Below are 16,707 nucleotides of genomic sequence, written 5' to 3'. Positions count from 1 at the left end.
GGTTTAGCCTATTCCACGGCTCTGACATCCCAACTGCCAGTTAGTTGGAAAGCAATATCTACTTGCCGAGGAACTTGTCGAAACCCTTGGGAAGGTTGAGCGATGACGGGTCGAAGTCCGCTGCGCCCTGGCCGAAAGCCGCCCCCGTGGGTGCTGCCGAGGCTGCGTTTGCCCGCTTGGTTTCAGCATCGCGCAGCTCCTGGGCTGCCTTGGCAGGGTTGCCCGAGCGCGCCTTCTTCTTCGGAGCGTTCTTGCCGTTCTTGCGTCCCCCGCCCGGGCCACCAAGGCCCGGCATTCCAGGCATACCCGGCATGCCGCCACCCTGGGCCAGCTTCTTCATCATCTTCTGGGCCTGCGCGAAACGCTCCAGCAGGCCGTTGACCTCAGAGACATGCACACCTGAACCCTTGGCGATACGGGCCCGGCGTGAACCGTTGATGATCTTGGGAGCAACGCGTTCGTGCGGCGTCATGGATCGGACGATTGCCTCGACGCGGTCAATCTCTTTTTCGTCGAAGTTCTCCAGCTGCTGACGGATGTTCTGCGCACCCGGCATCATCATGAGCATCTTCTTCATGGAGCCCATGTTGCGGATCTGCTGCATCTGGGCGAGGAAGTCGTCCAGGGTGAAGTCTTCCTGGTCGGCGAACTTCTTCGCCATCCTGGCGGCTTCGTCCTTGTCCCATGCCTTCTCAGCCTGTTCGATCAGGGTGAGGACGTCACCCATGTCCAGGATGCGGGAAGCCATGCGGTCAGGGTGGAAGAGCTCAAAGTCGTCCAGGCCCTCACCGGTGGAGGCAAACATGACCGGCTTACCGGTGACCGATGCCACCGACAGTGCGGCACCGCCGCGGGCGTCGCCGTCGAGCTTTGACAGCACAATGCCCGTGAAGTTGACGCCTTCGTCGAAGGCCATCGCGGTGTTGACAGCGTCCTGGCCGATCATGGAGTCGATCACGAACAGGACTTCGTTCGGGATGATCGCCTGGCGGATGCGGCGCGCCTGGTCCATCATTTCGGCATCGACGCCGAGGCGGCCGGCGGTATCGACGATCACGACGTCGTGCAGCTTCTGGCGTGCTTCCTCGACGCCGGCTTTCGCGACGGCGACCGGGTCGCCGGCAGGGTGTTCGAGCTCGGACGTGGCTCCCGGGTGCGGTGCGAAGACCGGAACTCCGGCGCGCTGGCCAACAACCTGGAGCTGCGTGACGGCGTTAGGCCGCTGAAGGTCACAGGCCACCAGCAGGGGGCTGTGCCCTTGGGCCTTGAGCCACTTGGACAACTTGCCGGCGAGGGTGGTCTTACCGGCACCCTGGAGGCCGGCGAGCATGATGACAGTAGGGCCCGTCTTGGCCAGGCGGATGCGGCGGGTTTCGCCACCGAGGATCTCAACGAGTTCCTCGTTGACGATCTTCACGATCTGCTGGCTCGGGTTCAATGCACCCGAAACCTCGGAGCCGAGGGCGCGTTCACGGATGCGCGAGGTGAACTCGCGGACCACGGACACAGCGACGTCCGCGTCCAACAGGGCACGGCGGATCTCCCGGACGGTGGCGTCGACGTCAGCCTCGGAGAGGCGGCCCTTGCCACGAAGGTTCTTGAAGGTTGCTGTCAACCGGTCAGAGAGTGAATTGAACACGCGCCGCGCACTTCTTTCGATGGTCTACGAACGGCGGCCAAAGCGGCACGCCGGAGTCTTGACGATTCTTGCCCCAACAAATGTGTCTCAACCCCAACTAACAAGCGTCGACTACGGGACTCGACTATCTAGGGTACCAAGTCGTACCTGCAAGATGGCATGCTGGCACAGTGACCAGCAAAACAACAGTGAAAACGTTGCTCATCCTCGGCGCGTCCGGGGACCTGACAGGCAGACTGCTCCTCCCCGGGCTGGCAGGTTTATTGGCCACCGGCCGGGCGCCCGGCCTGAGATTGGTCGGCGCGGGTTCCGACCCTTGGACCCCGGACCAGTGGCAGGAGCGGGTCACTCATGCTTTCGAGGCAGCTTCCAGCGGGTCCGACACTCCAGGGCGTGCTGCATTGGATGCTGTTGCCAAAACCACCGAGTACCACCAAGTGGACGTGACTGCCGATGGCCCCTTGGCAGACCTGCTGAGCCGGCTGGAAGGCCCCATCGCTGTCTACTTCGCATTGCCGCCCCACATCAGCCAGAAGGCCTGCGAGGTACTCCGCCGGGAGCAACTGCCCCAGGGGACTCGCTTGGTGATGGAGAAACCCTTTGGCTCCGGTACTGGTTCCGCCCATGAGCTGAACAAGACCTTGGCCGCCTTGGTGCCCGAGGACCACATTCACCGGGTGGACCACTTCCTGGGCAAGGCCACCGTGTTGAACATCCTTGGCCTTCGCTTCGCCAACCGGTTCCTGGAACCCGTATGGAACCGTGAGCACATCGAGAAAGTGGAGATCATTTTCGACGAGGACCTTGCCCTCGAAGGCCGGGCCCGCTACTACGACGGCGCGGGAGCGCTGCGGGACATGATCCAGAGCCATCTGCTGCACATCATGGCCTTCCTGGCCATCGACGCCCCGGCCACCATCGGCGAACGCGACCTCCGCGATGCCGTGGCCACCGTCCTGCGTGCCAGCACCATCAAGGCCCCTTATGGAGACTCCACACGTCGGGCTCGGTACACAGCAGGGACCCTGGGTGACCGGACTGTGCCGGACTACGCTGCCGAAGAAGGCGTCGATCCCGCACGCAATACCGAAACGCTCGCGGAGGTCCGGGTGGACATCGACACCTGGCGCTGGAAAGGCGTTCCGTTCATCCTTCGCTCCGGGAAGGCCATGGGCAGGCGCCGCAAGGAGGCTGTCATCACCTTCCGCCCGGTACCGCACCTGCCCGTGGGCTTCTCCGGCGTGGACTCCCCCAACCAACTGCGCATCGGATTCGGTCCCGATGTCCTCGAGCTCGACGTCGACGTCAACGGTCCCGGTGACATTTTCACGTTGGACCGCGCCAGCCTCATAGCCGAGCTCAACGCCCCCGGAATGCTGCCCTACGGTGAAGTGCTTGAGGGAATCATCGCCGGCGACCCCCTTCTGTCCGTCAGGGGCGATACCGCTGAGGACTGCTGGCGGATCATCGAACCGGTCCTCCAAGCCTGGGAGAGCGGTGCCGTCCCACTGGACGAGTACGACGCCGGCACCGCGGGGCCGGCGGGCTGGCCCGCCGACGTCGTGGACTAAGACAGCCGCGGACCCGAGGCAGAGGGGACGCAAAAGCGGGCCGGGTACCTTGACTGGTACCCGGCCCGCTTTGCTGCATCAGGAACTTAGATCGCGGCCGCGCCGCGCTCACCCGTACGGACCCGTACGGCTTCATAGACATCCACGGTCCAGACTTTGCCGTCTCCGGCACGTCCCGTGTTGGAGCTGGCGATCAGGACATCCAGGATGTCATCTGCTTGCTCGTCCGTGGCCAGGACTTCGATGCGGATCTTGGGCAGCAGGTCCACGTTGTACTCGGCACCGCGGTACACCTCGGTGTAGCCGCGCTGCCGGCCGTAGCCGCTGGCCGCGCTGACCGTCAGGCCCTGGACCCCGTATGCTTCCAGGCCTTCCCGGACTGCTTCGAGCTTTTCGGGACGGACGATCGCTGTGATGAGCTTCATGCCTGGACACTCTCCTTGCCTTCTGCGGGAGCCTTCTCTTCAGACTTGCCGGTGACAATGTCGTGGAGGGGCTGGAAGCTGCCACCGTGGCCGTTGACACCGAATTCGTAGGCAGTCTCAGCGTGGAGGCTAAGATCAACGCCAACGTTCTCCTGTTCTGTGGAGACCCTGAAGCCCATGGTCTTGTGGATGGCGAAGGCGATGATGGCCGTCATGATGGCCGAGAACGCGATGGCGATGCCGGCTGCTGCGAGCTGGGCCCAGAGCTGCGTGAATCCGCCCCCGTAGAAGAGGCCGCCGCCAACACCGTCGGCCGGAAGGGCGATGAAGCCCAGGGCCACGGTGCCGATGATGCCCGAGACGAGGTGGACGCCCACAACATCCAGGGAGTCGTCGAACCCCCAGCGGAACTTCAGGCCCACGGCCAGGGCCGAGGCGACGCCGGCGATGACGCCGAGTCCAAGGGCACCCACCGGGCTGACGTTGGCACAGGCCGGGGTGATGGCCACCAGGCCGGCAACTACACCGGACGCTGCGCCAAGCGAGGTCGGGTGACCATCGCGGATGCGCTCGGTGATGAGCCAGCCGATCATGGCCGCTGCCGGAGCTGCAAGGGTGTTGATCCAGATGAGGCCAGCCTGCTCAGCGGTTGTTGCTGCACCGCCGTTGAATCCGAACCAGCCGAACCACAGGATTGCGGCACCAAGCATGACGAACGGGATGTTGTGCGGGCGGTGGTTGGGGTCCTTGCCGAATCCGCGGCGGTTACCAATGATCAAGACCAGGACCAGAGCGGCCACACCTGCGTTGATGTGCACCACGGTGCCGCCGGCGAAGTCGATCGCAGGCCCAAGGGCCTTGCCGATGGCACCTTCCGGACCGAAGAGTCCGCCGCCCCAAACCATGTAGGCCAGCGGGCAGTAAACCAGGGTGACCCAGACGGGGACGAAGATGGTCCAAGCGCCGAACTTGGCACGGTCTGCGATGGCACCGCTGATGAGGGCTACGGTGATGATCGCGAAGGTAGCGGCGTAGCCGACCTTGATCAGGCCATCCGGGGTGTCGATGCCTTCAAGTCCGAAGGTGGCGAACGGGTTGCCCACGATTTCCAGGAAGCCTGCGCCGGAGCTCATTGAGGCGCCCCACAGGACCCAGACAACTCCGACGATGCCGATGGAGATGAAACTCATCATCATCATGTTCAGGGCTGCCTTGGCGCGTGTCATGCCGCCGTAGAAAAATGCCAGACCGGGTGTCATGAACAGCACGAGTGCCGCCGCCACCATGACCCATACGTGACCTGCGGTAAGTTCCATGGTGCACGTTCCTCTCTTGCTAGATCTGCGGTTCAACCGCTGTCCTGACGCCGTTTGCGTCCTGCTTAAGAGTTTTGTGCCGCCGTGTTTCACCTGCGCAGGTTTTACATTGCGGGCTGGTTACAACAACCTCCCCAACGTAAATGGTGCATATCCCCGGTGTTACGGATATGTTTCAGGCGGCACACTTCACCGGAATTCAACCGGTTTTGCCACTCGAACGCCGCTTTGCACCAGAAACCACATGAAGGACCAGCACCATATGACCGAATCGCCCAGATCCGTACGAGCACCAAGGATCCGGCCGGAGAAGACTCCCCTGCCGCGCGATATCAAGGTCATGTTGGCAGCTGCGTTCCTGATCGCGCTCGGCTTTGGATTGGTGGCACCGGTGCTGCCGCAATTTGCCACCACGTTCGACGTTGGCGCAACGGCTGCAGCCGTGATCGTCAGTATCTTCGCGTTCATGCGCTTGGTCTTCGCCCCGGCCGGCGGTGCACTGATTGGACGGTTCGGCGAGCGGAACGTCTATGTGTCCGGGCTCCTGATCGTGGCGGTCTCCACGGCAGCCTGCGCTTTCGCAGGGAACTATTGGCAGCTGCTGATCTTCCGCGGCCTCGGCGGAGCGGGCTCTGTAATGTTCACCGTTGCGGCCATGGGCTTGCTCATCCGGCTCGCACCACCCGAACGCCGTGGCAGGGTCTCCGGCGCCTACGCATCAGCCTTCCTGATCGGCAGCGTGCTGGGGCCGGTGGTGGGCGGTTTACTGGCAGGATTCGGCCTCCGGGTTCCGTTCCTTGCCTATGCCGGGGCGTTGCTGGTGGCAGCTTTGGTAGTCCGTACGATGCTCAGCGGTGAAGGTCATGCCTCACGGGACACCGCTCCTGCGCCGGCCATGAGCTTGAAGGAAGCCTTGGCTGACTCTGCCTACCGCGCCGCCGTTTTCTCGAGTTTCGGCAATGGTTGGGTGACATTTGGCGTCCGTATGGCCACCATCCCCCTGTTTGCCGTGGCCGCACTGCAATCCAAGCCCGAAACAGCAGCGTGGGCACTGGCCATCTTCGCAGTGGGGAACGCCATGGCACTCACGTTCTCGGGACGGCTCGCCGACGCGTGGGGACGCAAGCCCCTGCTGATCCCGGGCCTGGTCATCACCGGTGCCGCCACGGGTGTCATCGGGCTGACAACAGACCTGCCGGCCTTCCTCGCAGCGTCCGCTGTGGCGGGTTTCGGCTCGGGCTTGCTGGGCCCGGCGCAGCAGGCCGCCGTCGCCGATGTCATTGGCCGGGGACGCTCCGGAGGCAAGGTGCTCGCGGTCTTCCAGATGGCGGCGGACACGGGAGCCATTATTGGACCGATAGTGGCAGGGCTGCTGGCCGACCGCCTCGGCTACGGCTGGGCATTCGGCATCACCGGCGGCGTGCTCCTGCTCACCGCGGCAGGGTGGCTTTTCGCCCGCGAACCCCTTAAGCACAAAAACTGACTGGCAGTTGTGGTTGTTTTGAGGACTCAGAACAACCACAACTGCCAGTCAGTCGGGCGGGATGCGCTAGTTCAGGAGCGCGTCCACGAAGCCTTCCGCATCGAACGGTGCGAGATCGTCCGGGCCCTCGCCCAGACCGATGAGCTTCACGGGAACGCCCAACGACTTCTGGATGGCAACAACGATTCCGCCCTTGGCCGTTCCGTCCAGCTTGGTCAGGACGATGCCGGTGATGTTCACGACCTCGGCAAAGACGCGGGCCTGGTTCAGGCCGTTCTGTCCGGTGGTGGCATCGAGGACCAGGAGGACCTCGTCCACTTCAGCCAGCTTCTCGATCACGCGTTTGACCTTGCCGAGTTCGTCCATCAGGCCGGTCTTGTTCTGCAGGCGTCCTGCAGTGTCCACCATGACTACATCAACTTCCTGGTCGATACCGGCCTTCACGGCCTCGTACGCTACCGAGGCGGGGTCGGCGCCGTCGATGTCGGACTTCACGGTGGGTACGCCCACGCGCTGGCCCCACGTGGCCAACTGCTCCGCAGCAGCAGCGCGGAAAGTATCAGCAGCACCCAGCAAAACGTCCTTGTCTTCAGCCACCAGGACGCGGGCGAGCTTGCCCACGGTGGTGGTCTTGCCGACGCCGTTGACGCCAACAACAAGCACGACGGCGGGCCGGTCGCCCTTGCGCTCGACGTTCAGCGAACGGTCCATGCCGGGATCAACGAGCTTGATGAGCTCTTCACGCAGCATTGCCTTCACGTCCTCGGGGCTGCGGGTGCCAAGGACCTTCACGCGTTCGCGCAATGCGTCGACGAGTTCAGTGGTGGGTTCGGTCCCGAGGTCTGCCAGGAGGAGTGTCTCCTCGACCTCGTCCCAGACGTTTTCGTCGATCTTGTCACCGGACAACAAGGCAAGGAGACCTTTGCCCAGGATGTTGTTGGACTTGATCAGGCGGGCGCGGAGGCGGGTCAGCCGACCTTCCACCGGGGCAGGTGTGTCGATGGCGATGGTTTCGAGCCCGGCAGCGTCATCCGGCACATCCGCGCCTTCCACGGATCCGTCGAAGGTGGGGGCCGGTGCCTTCACCTCATCCGGACGGTCCTCCACCAGGGTCCCGCCGCCTGCAGCCGACGACTGAACGGGGTCGTTTGCGTCCCGCGTTCCGGGGTACTTGGCCCCGGACTTCCGGGCCTTCATCAGCACCGGCACGAGTCCGCCGACCACTACTAGCGCAGCGAGAATGGACAGAATAATGGGAAGGAAATCGTTCACTCCCCTACCTTCTCATAAAGCTATGCCCCGGCACCGAGCCTCTGGCTGATGACCGTGGAGACGCCATCGCCTCGCATGGTGACGCCATAGAGCGCATCAGCGACTTCCATGGTGCGTTTCTGGTGGGTGATCACGATCAACTGGCTGGACTCGCGCAGTTCTTCGAAAATGGTGATGAGCCGGCCAAGGTTGGTGTCGTCCAAGGCAGCCTCCACTTCATCCATGACATAGAACGGTGACGGCCGCGCTTTGAAGATCGCCACGAGCAGCGCCACCGCCGTCAGGGAACGCTCACCGCCGGAGAGGAGTGAAAGCCGCTTGATCTTCTTGCCGGCCGGCCGTGCTTCCACTTCGATTCCGGTAGTGAGCATGTCATCGGGATCAGTGAGGACCAGCTTGCCTTCACCGCCGGGAAAGAGCCGCGCAAAGACGTGGTCGAACTGGGCCGAGGTGTCGGCAAAGGCCTCAGTGAAAACTTCCTGGACACGTTTGTCCACCTCTTTGATGATGTCCAGCAGGTCCTTCCGGCTGGATTTGAGGTCCTCGAGCTGCGAGCTCAGAAACTGGTGCCGTTCTTCCAGGGCGGCGAACTCCTCCAGGGCCAAGGGATTGACCTTGCCCAGCGCTGCCAGTTCGCGCTCGGCCTTCTTCAGCCTCTTCTCCTGCTCGGCCCGTTGGAACGGGACACCTTCCACAACGGGGTCTCCGTTCGCGTCCACCGGTGCCCGGAGTTCCGCCCACTTGTCCGTGCTGCTTCCAGGGGGCAGCGGAACAGCCTGGTCGGGACCGTAGTCTGCCACGAGCTGCTCGGCCGAAAGCCCCAGCTCTTCGATAGACCGGGTTTCAAGGGCTTCGATGCGAAGCCGCTGCTGGGCCCGCGCCATCTCATCCTTGTGCACCGAGTCTGTGAGTTCGGCAAGCTCCCGGGCCAGGGCATCGTTTCCGGACCGGACTTCGGTGAGCTCCTTCTCGAGCTGCTCCCGAACCTGCTCCGCAAGATCGCGTTCGCGTCCGGCAAGGTCCACAGAGATGTCGAGGAAATGGAGCGTCTGCTCAACCGCCGACGCGACCGCCGCCGCACGATGGGCCTGGGCACGCCTTCGCTGCGCCCGCCGGGCCGCCTCTTCACGGGCACGCCGCTCGGTAGCGGCCGCCCGCTCAAGCGAAGCGGCGCGGTTACTGATGGCACCGAGCTGCTCCTCGGAGGTACGAAGGGCAAGCCTTGCGTCCGTTTCCACGGACCTGGCGATCCTGGCCTGGGCAGCGAGTTCGTCACGTTGATCCGTGGAAGGTTCCTCGTCAGGGGCTTCCTGGGCGGCGGCCAGACGTTCTGCGGCTACCTCAAGGTCCAATTGCGCGTCCGCGATATTCGCCTCGGCGCGCGCCATGGAGGAGGCGAGCCGCTCGCTTTCGCCTACGGCGCTCCGGAGGAGGGAATTGAGGTGGCCCAAGCGCTCCGCTACAGCGGCCAATCGGGCATCCGATTCGTGCAGCCGTTCCAGCGCCGCGTCGGCGCGGTCCTGGGCCTCGGCGCGTCGCGACTGGGCGCCGGCCAGGGCGAAGCGTCCACGTTCAAGACGAGCGGTGACCTCTTGAAGGCGGGCACCGGCGTCGTCCACTGCCGCCTGAATCTCCAGCAGCGATGGAGCCGTGGCAGAGCCGCCCATGACTGTCAGCGCCGTAAAGACATCACCCTCCAGCGTGACTGCCTTGATATGCGGCCGGTCATCGACCAGCGCTGCCGCTGCCCGGACGTCGTCGACGACGGCGGTCGCGGCCAGGAGCGCCAGGGCGCCTTGGGCCGAAGGGTCGGTGATGGAGACGACATCGGCGGCCCAGCGGCACCCGTCAGGAAGCCCAGGCTCGCCCGAGACCGCAGACGCGTCCGGAGCGGTTGTCGACGTCGGGTGGTTGGCCAAGAGGAGCGCCGCACGGCCTGCGTCGTCGTCCTTCAACAGAGCGATCGCGGCAATGGCACTACCGGAATCGGCAATGACCAACGCATCCGAGGCACTGCCCAGGGCCGCTGCAATCGCGGCCTCGTAGCCTGCTTCGATGGACACCATTGCAGCCAACGGACCGCGGATACCGTGGGCATCGGCCGAGAGGAGCCGTTCGGAGCCGTCCTTGCGGTTGAGTCCCAGTTGGAGGGCATCACGCCGCGCAGTAAGGGAATCCCTCTCGCGCACCGCTTCCCGCTCCGCTGCTTTCAATTCCTCGATTTCGGCGAGCACGGCATCCAGGACGTCATTGGCATCCTCGTACTCCGCGTCCAGGCTCTCCTCGCCGTCCTCGACGCCCGCTACCTGTGACTCGAGGGCGGTAAATTCGCTCTGTGCCTTGCGTCGGCGTTCATCGCCGGCTCCAAGGGACTCCCTGAGGCGTCCACGCTCAGCTTCCGCAGCCTCAGCGCGGGATCGGGCAGCCGCCACTTGACCTGCCAGCCGCGCAAGCCCTTCCCGGCGGTCGGCGGCCGCCCTGAGCATAGTGGTCAGTCGCTTGTCCTCCGCACCTGCGAGCGCCTCTGCGGCGTCCTTCGCAACCGTGGCTTCAAGGAGGGCTGCTTGTTTGGCAAGGATGTCGTGCTCCAGTGCCGCCTGTTCCCCGCGGACCCGCGCCGCCTGTTGCTCAAGGTGTTCGGGGTCGCGACCTGAGTCGGCGCTGGCTTCGGAGGAGCCAAGAAGCCGCCGGCGTTCGGTGGCCAGCGATCCGAGTGAACGCAGGCGCTCCCTGCCCGTGGACAGTTGGTACCAATGATCGCGAGCAGCGTTGAGGCGTGGAGTTGCTTCGGCGCCTTGTTGCTCCAGGGCTGCCTGGCGGCGCCTTCCCAAGCCCAGCCCGGCCTCAACAACCTGGCGGCGTTCCTTGAGCGCAGCTTCGTCGGCAACGTCCTGCTGGAGGGCAGTGGTCAATTGCACGAGGTCGTCGGCCAGAAGACGGGCTCGGGCATCCCGGACATCGAACTGCACGGTCTGTGCGCGGCGGGCTATTTCTGCCTGCTTGCCCAGCGGAGTGAGTTGGCGGCGTATCTCGGCGGTGAGATCCCCCAGCCGTGCAAGGTTGGCCTGCATGGCTTCCAGTTTGCGGACCGTCTTCTCTTTGCGTCGACGGTGTTTGAGGATACCCGCGGCTTCCTCAATGAAGCCCCGCCTGTCTTCGGGCGTCGCGTGCAGGACCCGGTCCAGCTGCCCTTGCCCCACGATGACGTGCATCTCGCGGCCGAGTCCGGAATCGGACAGGAGTTCCTGGATGTCCAGGAGCCTGCAGGGTGCTCCGTTGATGGCGTACTCGGATCCGCCGGTGCGGAAAAGCGTACGGGAGATGGTGACTTCGCTGTACTCGATGGGGAGCGCGTTGTCCGCATTGTCGATGGTCAGTGAAACGTGGGCACGGCCCAACGGGGGTCGTCCCGATGTGCCGGCAAAGATGACGTCTTCCATCTTGCCGCCGCGCAGGGTTTTGGCGCCTTGCTCCCCCATGACCCAGGCCAAGGCATCCACCACGTTGGATTTGCCCGAGCCGTTGGGACCGACGACTGCGGTGACGCCGGGCTCGAAGTCGAACGTCGTGGCCGACGCGAACGACTTGAATCCGCGGACAGTCAAACTTTTCAAATGCAAGGCGCTTCGGATCTCCTGGGTGGCCCGGGTGTCTATATCCCCTACAATCTACTGCGGTTTGAACGAAATCCACGGATCTGTAGCCGGAAAGCCTTGCGGCCGGCATGCCTGTTCCCTACACTCCTGCCAAGGGTTACTTGGCGCAATTCGTCCCGGTGATCCGGCTTCGACTTGGACCTCAGTCCTGTCAAGGCCGGATCCGGTCCAGATCTTCGGGACGACGGTCCAAGTGCAAAGCCCGATGTTCCATAACTGAAGATCTTGGTTTGACCCTGGCTGGGGAGCGGCAAGCAGGGAACGTGCGTGAAACCGCGGACCCGAATTCGCAATTGGCGTACCACTCCAGGAGTTACGATGCCCGGTCTTTCAGCTACCCGACCGCAGCGAGTCCTCAAGGGCTTTCTTGTGCCTTTGGTGATTGCCATGGTGGCGGCTTTGTTGCCCCTCACCGTGCCGGCGGCCGTCGCCGCCGGCCCTTGCGACCCGGTGGTGAACCTGGTGGCCTGCGAGAACTCCAAGACCGGAAGTCCGCCCTCTGAATGGGACATCAATGGTGCCGGCGACGACAGCATCCAAGGGTTCTCCACCGAGATCAGCGTCAACGCCGGCCAACCCATCCGCTTCAAAGTCGACACCAGCGCCCAGAGCTACACGATCGGGATCTACCGCACCGGCTGGTACGGCGGCAACGGAGCCCGCAAGATCGCCGATGTGACGCCGTCGGTTCTGCGTCAAAACCAGCCGGCATGCCGGAGTGACATCACCACCGAACTGTATGACTGCGGGACCTGGGCTGTTTCTGCAACCTGGCAGGTCCCGGCCACTGCGGTCTCGGGTGTCTATATCGCGTTGCTGACGCGGCCCGATACGGGTGCGAAGAGCCACATTACGTTCATCGTGCGCAACGACGGCAACCACTCGGCGGTCGTTTTCCAGACCGCTGACCAGACCTGGCAGGCCTACAACACCTATGGAGGCTCGGACTTCTACCAGGGTGCAGCGAACGGCCGGTCCTACAAAGTCAGCTACAACCGTCCCATGGCAACCAGGGACGGCCCTGGAGGCAGGGACTTCTACTTCTCCAATGAATACCCGATGGTGCGTTTCCTGGAGCAGAACGGTTACGACGTCAGCTACATCAGTGGCCTCGACGCCGATCGAAGCGGCGCGGAGCTCCTGAACCACAAAGTGTTCCTGTCCGTGGGCCACGACGAGTACTGGTCCGGACCTCAGCGGGCCAATGTCACAGCTGCCCGTGACGCGGGAGTGAATCTGCAGTTCCTTTCCGGCAATGAAATGTACTGGCATACACGGTTCGAGGCGTCCACGGTGGACGGAGCCGCCAACCGGACGCTGACCTGCTACAAGGAGACCTGGGGGAACGGCAAGATTGATCCCAGTACTGTGTGGACCGGCACGTGGCGGGACCCCCGCTTTGCGTCCCAGGCCAACGGCGCAGGCCTCCCGGAGAACGGCCTGACTGGGACCCTGTACATGTCCAACCACTCGGACCTGCCGGTGACGGTCAGCGCCGAGGAAGGGAAAACCAGGCTCTGGCGGAACACGTCGCTGGCTACGATGCCGGCCGGCTCCTCCGCGGCCCTTGCGCCCCACACAGTGGGGTACGAATCCAATGAGGACCTGGACAACGGGTTCCGGCCGGCAGGCCTGGTCCGGCTCTCAACCACCGTTGGCAGCGTCCCCGAGTACCTTCAGGACTTCGGGAACACCGTGGCTCCAGGCAGCACCACCCACAACGTCACGTTGTACCGGGCCGCCAGCGGCGCCTTGGTGTTCTCAGCGGGCAGCGTCCAATGGACATGGGGTCTGGATCAGGAGCACGACGGCGACGGCGCCGCGGCCGACGCTCGCATGCGTCAGGCGCAGGTCAATCTCCTTGCCGACATGGGCGCGCAGCCTGCCACCCGCGCAGCAGGCCTGGTTGCTGCTGTGGCCAGCACTGACACCACCAAGCCCACAACAGCCATCACCGCCCCGGCCAACGGCGCGACCGTGGCCCAAGGAAGCAGCGTCACCGTGACGGGAACAGCCGCCGACACCGGCGGCGTGGTGGCCGGCGTCGAGGTTTCAACCGACGGCGGGACCACTTGGCACCCTGCCCAGGGCAAGCAGAGCTGGAGCTACACCTATATCCAGAAGGGGCTTTCCACGGCCACCATCCAGGCCCGGGCCATCGATGACAGCGCCAACATCGGGACCGCTGCCACCAGGAACCTCACCCTCAGCGGCCCCTACAGCGTCTTCGGCCAAACTGTTCCGGTGGTCAAGGATTCCGGAGACGGCGGAGCCTACGAAATGGGTCTTCGCTTCACTCCTTCAGTAGACGGCTTCATCACCGGCGTCCGCTTCTACAAGAGCGCAGCCAACACCGGAACACACACAGGCTCTTTGTGGAGCGCCACCGGCGAGCGCCTTGCCACGGCGACGTTCACCAACGAAACGGCTTCCGGCTGGCAGTCCGTGCTCTTCGCCCAAGCTGTCCCGGTGGCAGCTGGCCAGAAGTACACGGCCTCGTTCTGGGCACCCAACGGCCATTACGCCACCAAGGACTACCAATGGGCCACCTTCGGTTCCACGGACGCGCCCTTGAAGGTGGCAGGAGGCTTCGGAGCTGAACCGGCAGGCGTGTACAGCACTTCCCCTGGCTTCCCGACGTCGAGCTTCAACGGCGGCAACTACTTCGCTGACGCATTGTTCAGCACCGTGGACTCCAGCCCCATGACGGTGTCCGGGCATTCACCGGCCCCCTCGTCGTCGAGCATTCCGGTCAATACCAAGGTGAGCGCGGTGTTCTCCAAGCCCGTGACGGCCGCCAGTGTCCAGCTGACGTTGCAGTCGCCGTCGGGTCCGGTAGCCGGAACCACCGCTTACGACGCCGCCACGCGGCGGGCGACGTTTACGCCGTCGAGTGCCCTTGCGTTCAGTACCCAATTCACCGCCACCCTCGCCGGCACTGATTCCGTCGGCGGTCCGGTGACCGCAGGCGGGACCTGGTCCTTCACGACCGCGGCAACCCTCCCCGTTCCGGGAGCCTGCCCTTGCAGTTTGTTCGACGACTCCGTCACTCCGGGCATCGCCGAGCTCCGTGAGGGTGTTCCGGTGACGCTTGGAGTGAGGTTCTCCAGTGTTTCGGCCGGGCAAGTAGTGGGCATGCGCTTCTACAAGTCGGCAGGAAACACCGGCACCCACAACGGCGCCCTGTACACAGCTGCCGGCCAGCAGTTGGCAACTGTCGCGTTCACCAATGAGAGCGCCTCCGGGTGGCAGACGGCAATGTTCAGCCAGCCCGTCCAGATGGCTGCGAACACGGACTACATCGTGTCCTACAAATCCTTGACCGGAACGTATTCGGCCACGGCCAACGGATTCGGTTCGGGCATGAGCGTCGGGCCTCTGCGGGCGGCGTCGGATGCCGGGGCGTACACCTACAGCGGTGACTTCGCTGCTTCGCGGTCCACTGCCAGCTACCTGGTGGACGTGGTGGTAACGGTACCCAACACACCGTTTACGGTGGGTTCGCAGTCGCCGCAGCCGAACGCGTCCAGTGTTCCCCTGAATACTGCCGTCAGCGGCATATTGTCTGAGGCCGCAGTGGCTTCCAGCGTTACGTTGGCTGTGAAGGTCACCAACGGTGCGGCAGTGGCGGGGTCCACCACGTACGACTCCGCGACACGCAAAGTCACGTTTACTCCGACTTCGGCGCTGGCAGCTGGAACGTCGTACACGGCTACGGTGACTGCAACCGCGGTTTCCGGACAGCCGATGTCCGCGGGCGGGACTTGGACGTTCACCACTGTTCCTGCCCCACGGACGCCGGGCGTGTGCCCCTGCACGCTCTACCAGGACACTGTCACCCCGACGACTCCAGATGCCAACGACGGCGTGTCGTTGTCACTGGGAGTGAGGTTTGCCAGTGACACGGCCGGCCAAGTCACCGGCGTGCGCTTCTACAAGGCGGCCGGCAACACGGGTACCCATACCGGTTCCCTCTTCACGTCCGCCGGACAACTGCTCGCAACGGTCACGTTCACCAATGAGTCCAGCTCGGGCTGGCAGACGGCTACTTTCAGCCAGCCGGTGAACATCGACGCCGACACTGAATATGTGGTGGCGTACAAGGCCCCCACCGGGAAGTACTCCTACACAGCCGGCGGGTTCGGCGAAGGCTTCACCAGCGGGCCGCTGCGCACAGCCGCTGACTCGGGTGCCTTCGCGTACAACAGCGACTTCCCCAACTCATCATCCACCGCCAGCTACCTGGTGGACCTGGTGTTCACGGTGGCCGCACCGCCGTTGGCTGTTGCGGAACAGGTGCCGGCACCCGGAGCCACCAATATCCCAACGGATGTGAAGCCGTCCATCACCTTCTCATCGGCAATCCAAACAGGGGCATCGTTCACGTTGACAGCGAACGGGGCATCCGTGGCAGGCACAGCGGCGCTCTCGGCTGACAACCGGACGATCACGTTCACTCCGGCGGCAGCGCTGCCTTCCAGCACTGCCATTACGGCGAGCGTGGCGAACGTCGTCTCCCAACAAGGCCAGACACTCCCCACCACCACCTGGCAATTCACCACTGCCAGCCCGGCGGTGCAGCAGTCCACCATCTTTGGATCGTTGCTCCCCCAGGTGGTCTCGGGCACTGACTTCTCGCCGGTGGAACTGGGAACTGCGTTCACAGTCTCCCAAGCGGGGAATGTCACCGGAATCCGTTTCTACAAGGGAACGGGCAACTCGGGGACCCATGTGGGCTCGTTGTGGAATTCCGCGGGTACACGCCTGGCGCAGGTAACCTTCACCAATGAAACGGCCACGGGCTGGCAAACGGCCACGCTATCAACGCCAGTGGCCCTGGTGACAGGCCAGACGTACGTCGTGTCCTACAGGGCTCCCAACGGGCGGTACTCCTACACCTCCGGCTTCTTCAACCAAGCCTGGACAAGCGGGGTGTTCACCGCTGTGGGACCGAACAACGGCCGTTACCGGTATGGTTCCGGTGGCGTCATGCCGGCCAGCTCTTGGAACGCTACGAACTACTTCGTTGACGTGGTGTACTCCTCGGCCGCTCCCGCCCAGGCTCAAACGCAAGTAGCAACTCCTTCGCCGACGCCTACTCCGACACCCACACCTACTCCGACACCGGCACCAACAACAGCGGCCCCAACAGCAACTGCGACGCCAACCGCCTCTCCGAGTCCAAGTCCGTCACCATCGCCGAGTCCCACCCAATCCGGTGGCTTGCTCTGCGGCCTGCTGCGGATCTGCTGAGGTCCTTGACAGCTGCCTGACTTCCGCTGACGTCCAGCCCCTGAACTCCGGGCCGGGCGCCAGCGGAATCATGTTTGCCACAGTGCATTCAG

Annotated in this window: 8 protein-coding genes; 3 read left to right on the top strand and 5 right to left on the bottom strand. The window is 64.0% G+C overall.

The annotated features are described in order from the left end of the window. Window positions 1–58 precede the first annotated feature (58 nt). Complete coding sequence (ffh, locus tag ACFRJ9_RS17965; RefSeq protein WP_377670675.1) at window positions 59–1,639, bottom strand: signal recognition particle protein; 1,581 nt, start codon at window positions 1,637–1,639, stop codon at window positions 59–61. A gap of 170 nt (window positions 1,640–1,809) precedes the next feature. Here ffh and ACFRJ9_RS17960 point away from each other — a divergent pair, with 170 nt between their 5' ends. Next, entirely contained in the window at window positions 1,810–3,210 is a 1,401-nt protein-coding gene (locus ACFRJ9_RS17960; protein ID WP_377670673.1) for a glucose-6-phosphate dehydrogenase, read from the top strand. An 86-nt stretch (window positions 3,211–3,296) separates the two neighbouring features. Here the strand turns inward: ACFRJ9_RS17960 and ACFRJ9_RS17955 are convergent, their stop codons facing one another. After that, complete coding sequence (locus tag ACFRJ9_RS17955; protein WP_017199639.1) at window positions 3,297–3,635, bottom strand: P-II family nitrogen regulator; 339 nt, start codon at window positions 3,633–3,635, stop codon at window positions 3,297–3,299. Beyond that, complete coding sequence (locus tag ACFRJ9_RS17950) at window positions 3,632–4,951, bottom strand: ammonium transporter (protein WP_377670671.1); 1,320 nt, start codon at window positions 4,949–4,951, stop codon at window positions 3,632–3,634. Before ACFRJ9_RS17950 ends, ACFRJ9_RS17955 begins: the two co-directional genes overlap by 4 nt. A 262-nt stretch (window positions 4,952–5,213) precedes the next feature. Between ACFRJ9_RS17950 and ACFRJ9_RS17945 the strand changes: the two genes are divergently transcribed. Continuing rightward, on the top strand, window positions 5,214–6,434 hold the full coding sequence (locus tag ACFRJ9_RS17945) for an MFS transporter (protein ID WP_377670669.1): 1,221 nt from the start codon (window positions 5,214–5,216) through the stop codon (window positions 6,432–6,434). A 66-nt stretch (window positions 6,435–6,500) separates the two neighbouring features. Here ACFRJ9_RS17945 and ftsY read toward each other — a convergent pair whose 3' ends face one another. Then, complete coding sequence (gene ftsY, locus ACFRJ9_RS17940; RefSeq protein ID WP_377670668.1) at window positions 6,501–7,706, bottom strand: signal recognition particle-docking protein FtsY; 1,206 nt, start codon at window positions 7,704–7,706, stop codon at window positions 6,501–6,503. 20 nt (window positions 7,707–7,726) lie between these two features. Then, complete coding sequence (gene smc / locus ACFRJ9_RS17935; RefSeq protein WP_377670665.1) at window positions 7,727–11,326, bottom strand: chromosome segregation protein SMC; 3,600 nt, start codon at window positions 11,324–11,326, stop codon at window positions 7,727–7,729. Between the two features lie 354 nt (window positions 11,327–11,680). Between smc and ACFRJ9_RS17930 the strand changes: the two genes are divergently transcribed. Continuing rightward, window positions 11,681–16,615: a DUF4082 domain-containing protein gene (locus tag ACFRJ9_RS17930; protein WP_377670662.1), complete on the top strand. Its 4,935-nt coding sequence runs from the start codon at window positions 11,681–11,683 to the stop codon at window positions 16,613–16,615. The last annotated feature ends 92 nt before the right edge of the window (window positions 16,616–16,707 follow it).

The sequence above is a fragment of the Paenarthrobacter sp. NPDC056912 genome, from assembly GCF_042786555.1.
Taxonomy (GTDB): domain Bacteria; phylum Actinomycetota; class Actinomycetes; order Actinomycetales; family Micrococcaceae; genus Arthrobacter.
Note: the sequence above shows the minus strand (reverse complement) of the source record. Positions and strands in the feature narration are given on the sequence as shown.

What these genes read in the sequence shown, in the direction of transcription:
- ACFRJ9_RS17955 (WP_017199639.1), bottom strand. Translation starts at nt 3,635, where the DNA reads ATGAAGCTCATCACAGCGATCGTCCGTCCCGAAAAGCTCGAAGCAGTC.
- ACFRJ9_RS17950 (WP_377670671.1), bottom strand. Translation starts at nt 4,951, where the DNA reads ATGGAACTTACCGCAGGTCACGTATGGGTCATGGTGGCGGCGGCACTC.
- ACFRJ9_RS17945 (WP_377670669.1), top strand. Translation starts at nt 5,214, where the DNA reads ATGACCGAATCGCCCAGATCCGTACGAGCACCAAGGATCCGGCCGGAG.
- ACFRJ9_RS17930 (WP_377670662.1), top strand. Translation starts at nt 11,681, where the DNA reads ATGCCCGGTCTTTCAGCTACCCGACCGCAGCGAGTCCTCAAGGGCTTT.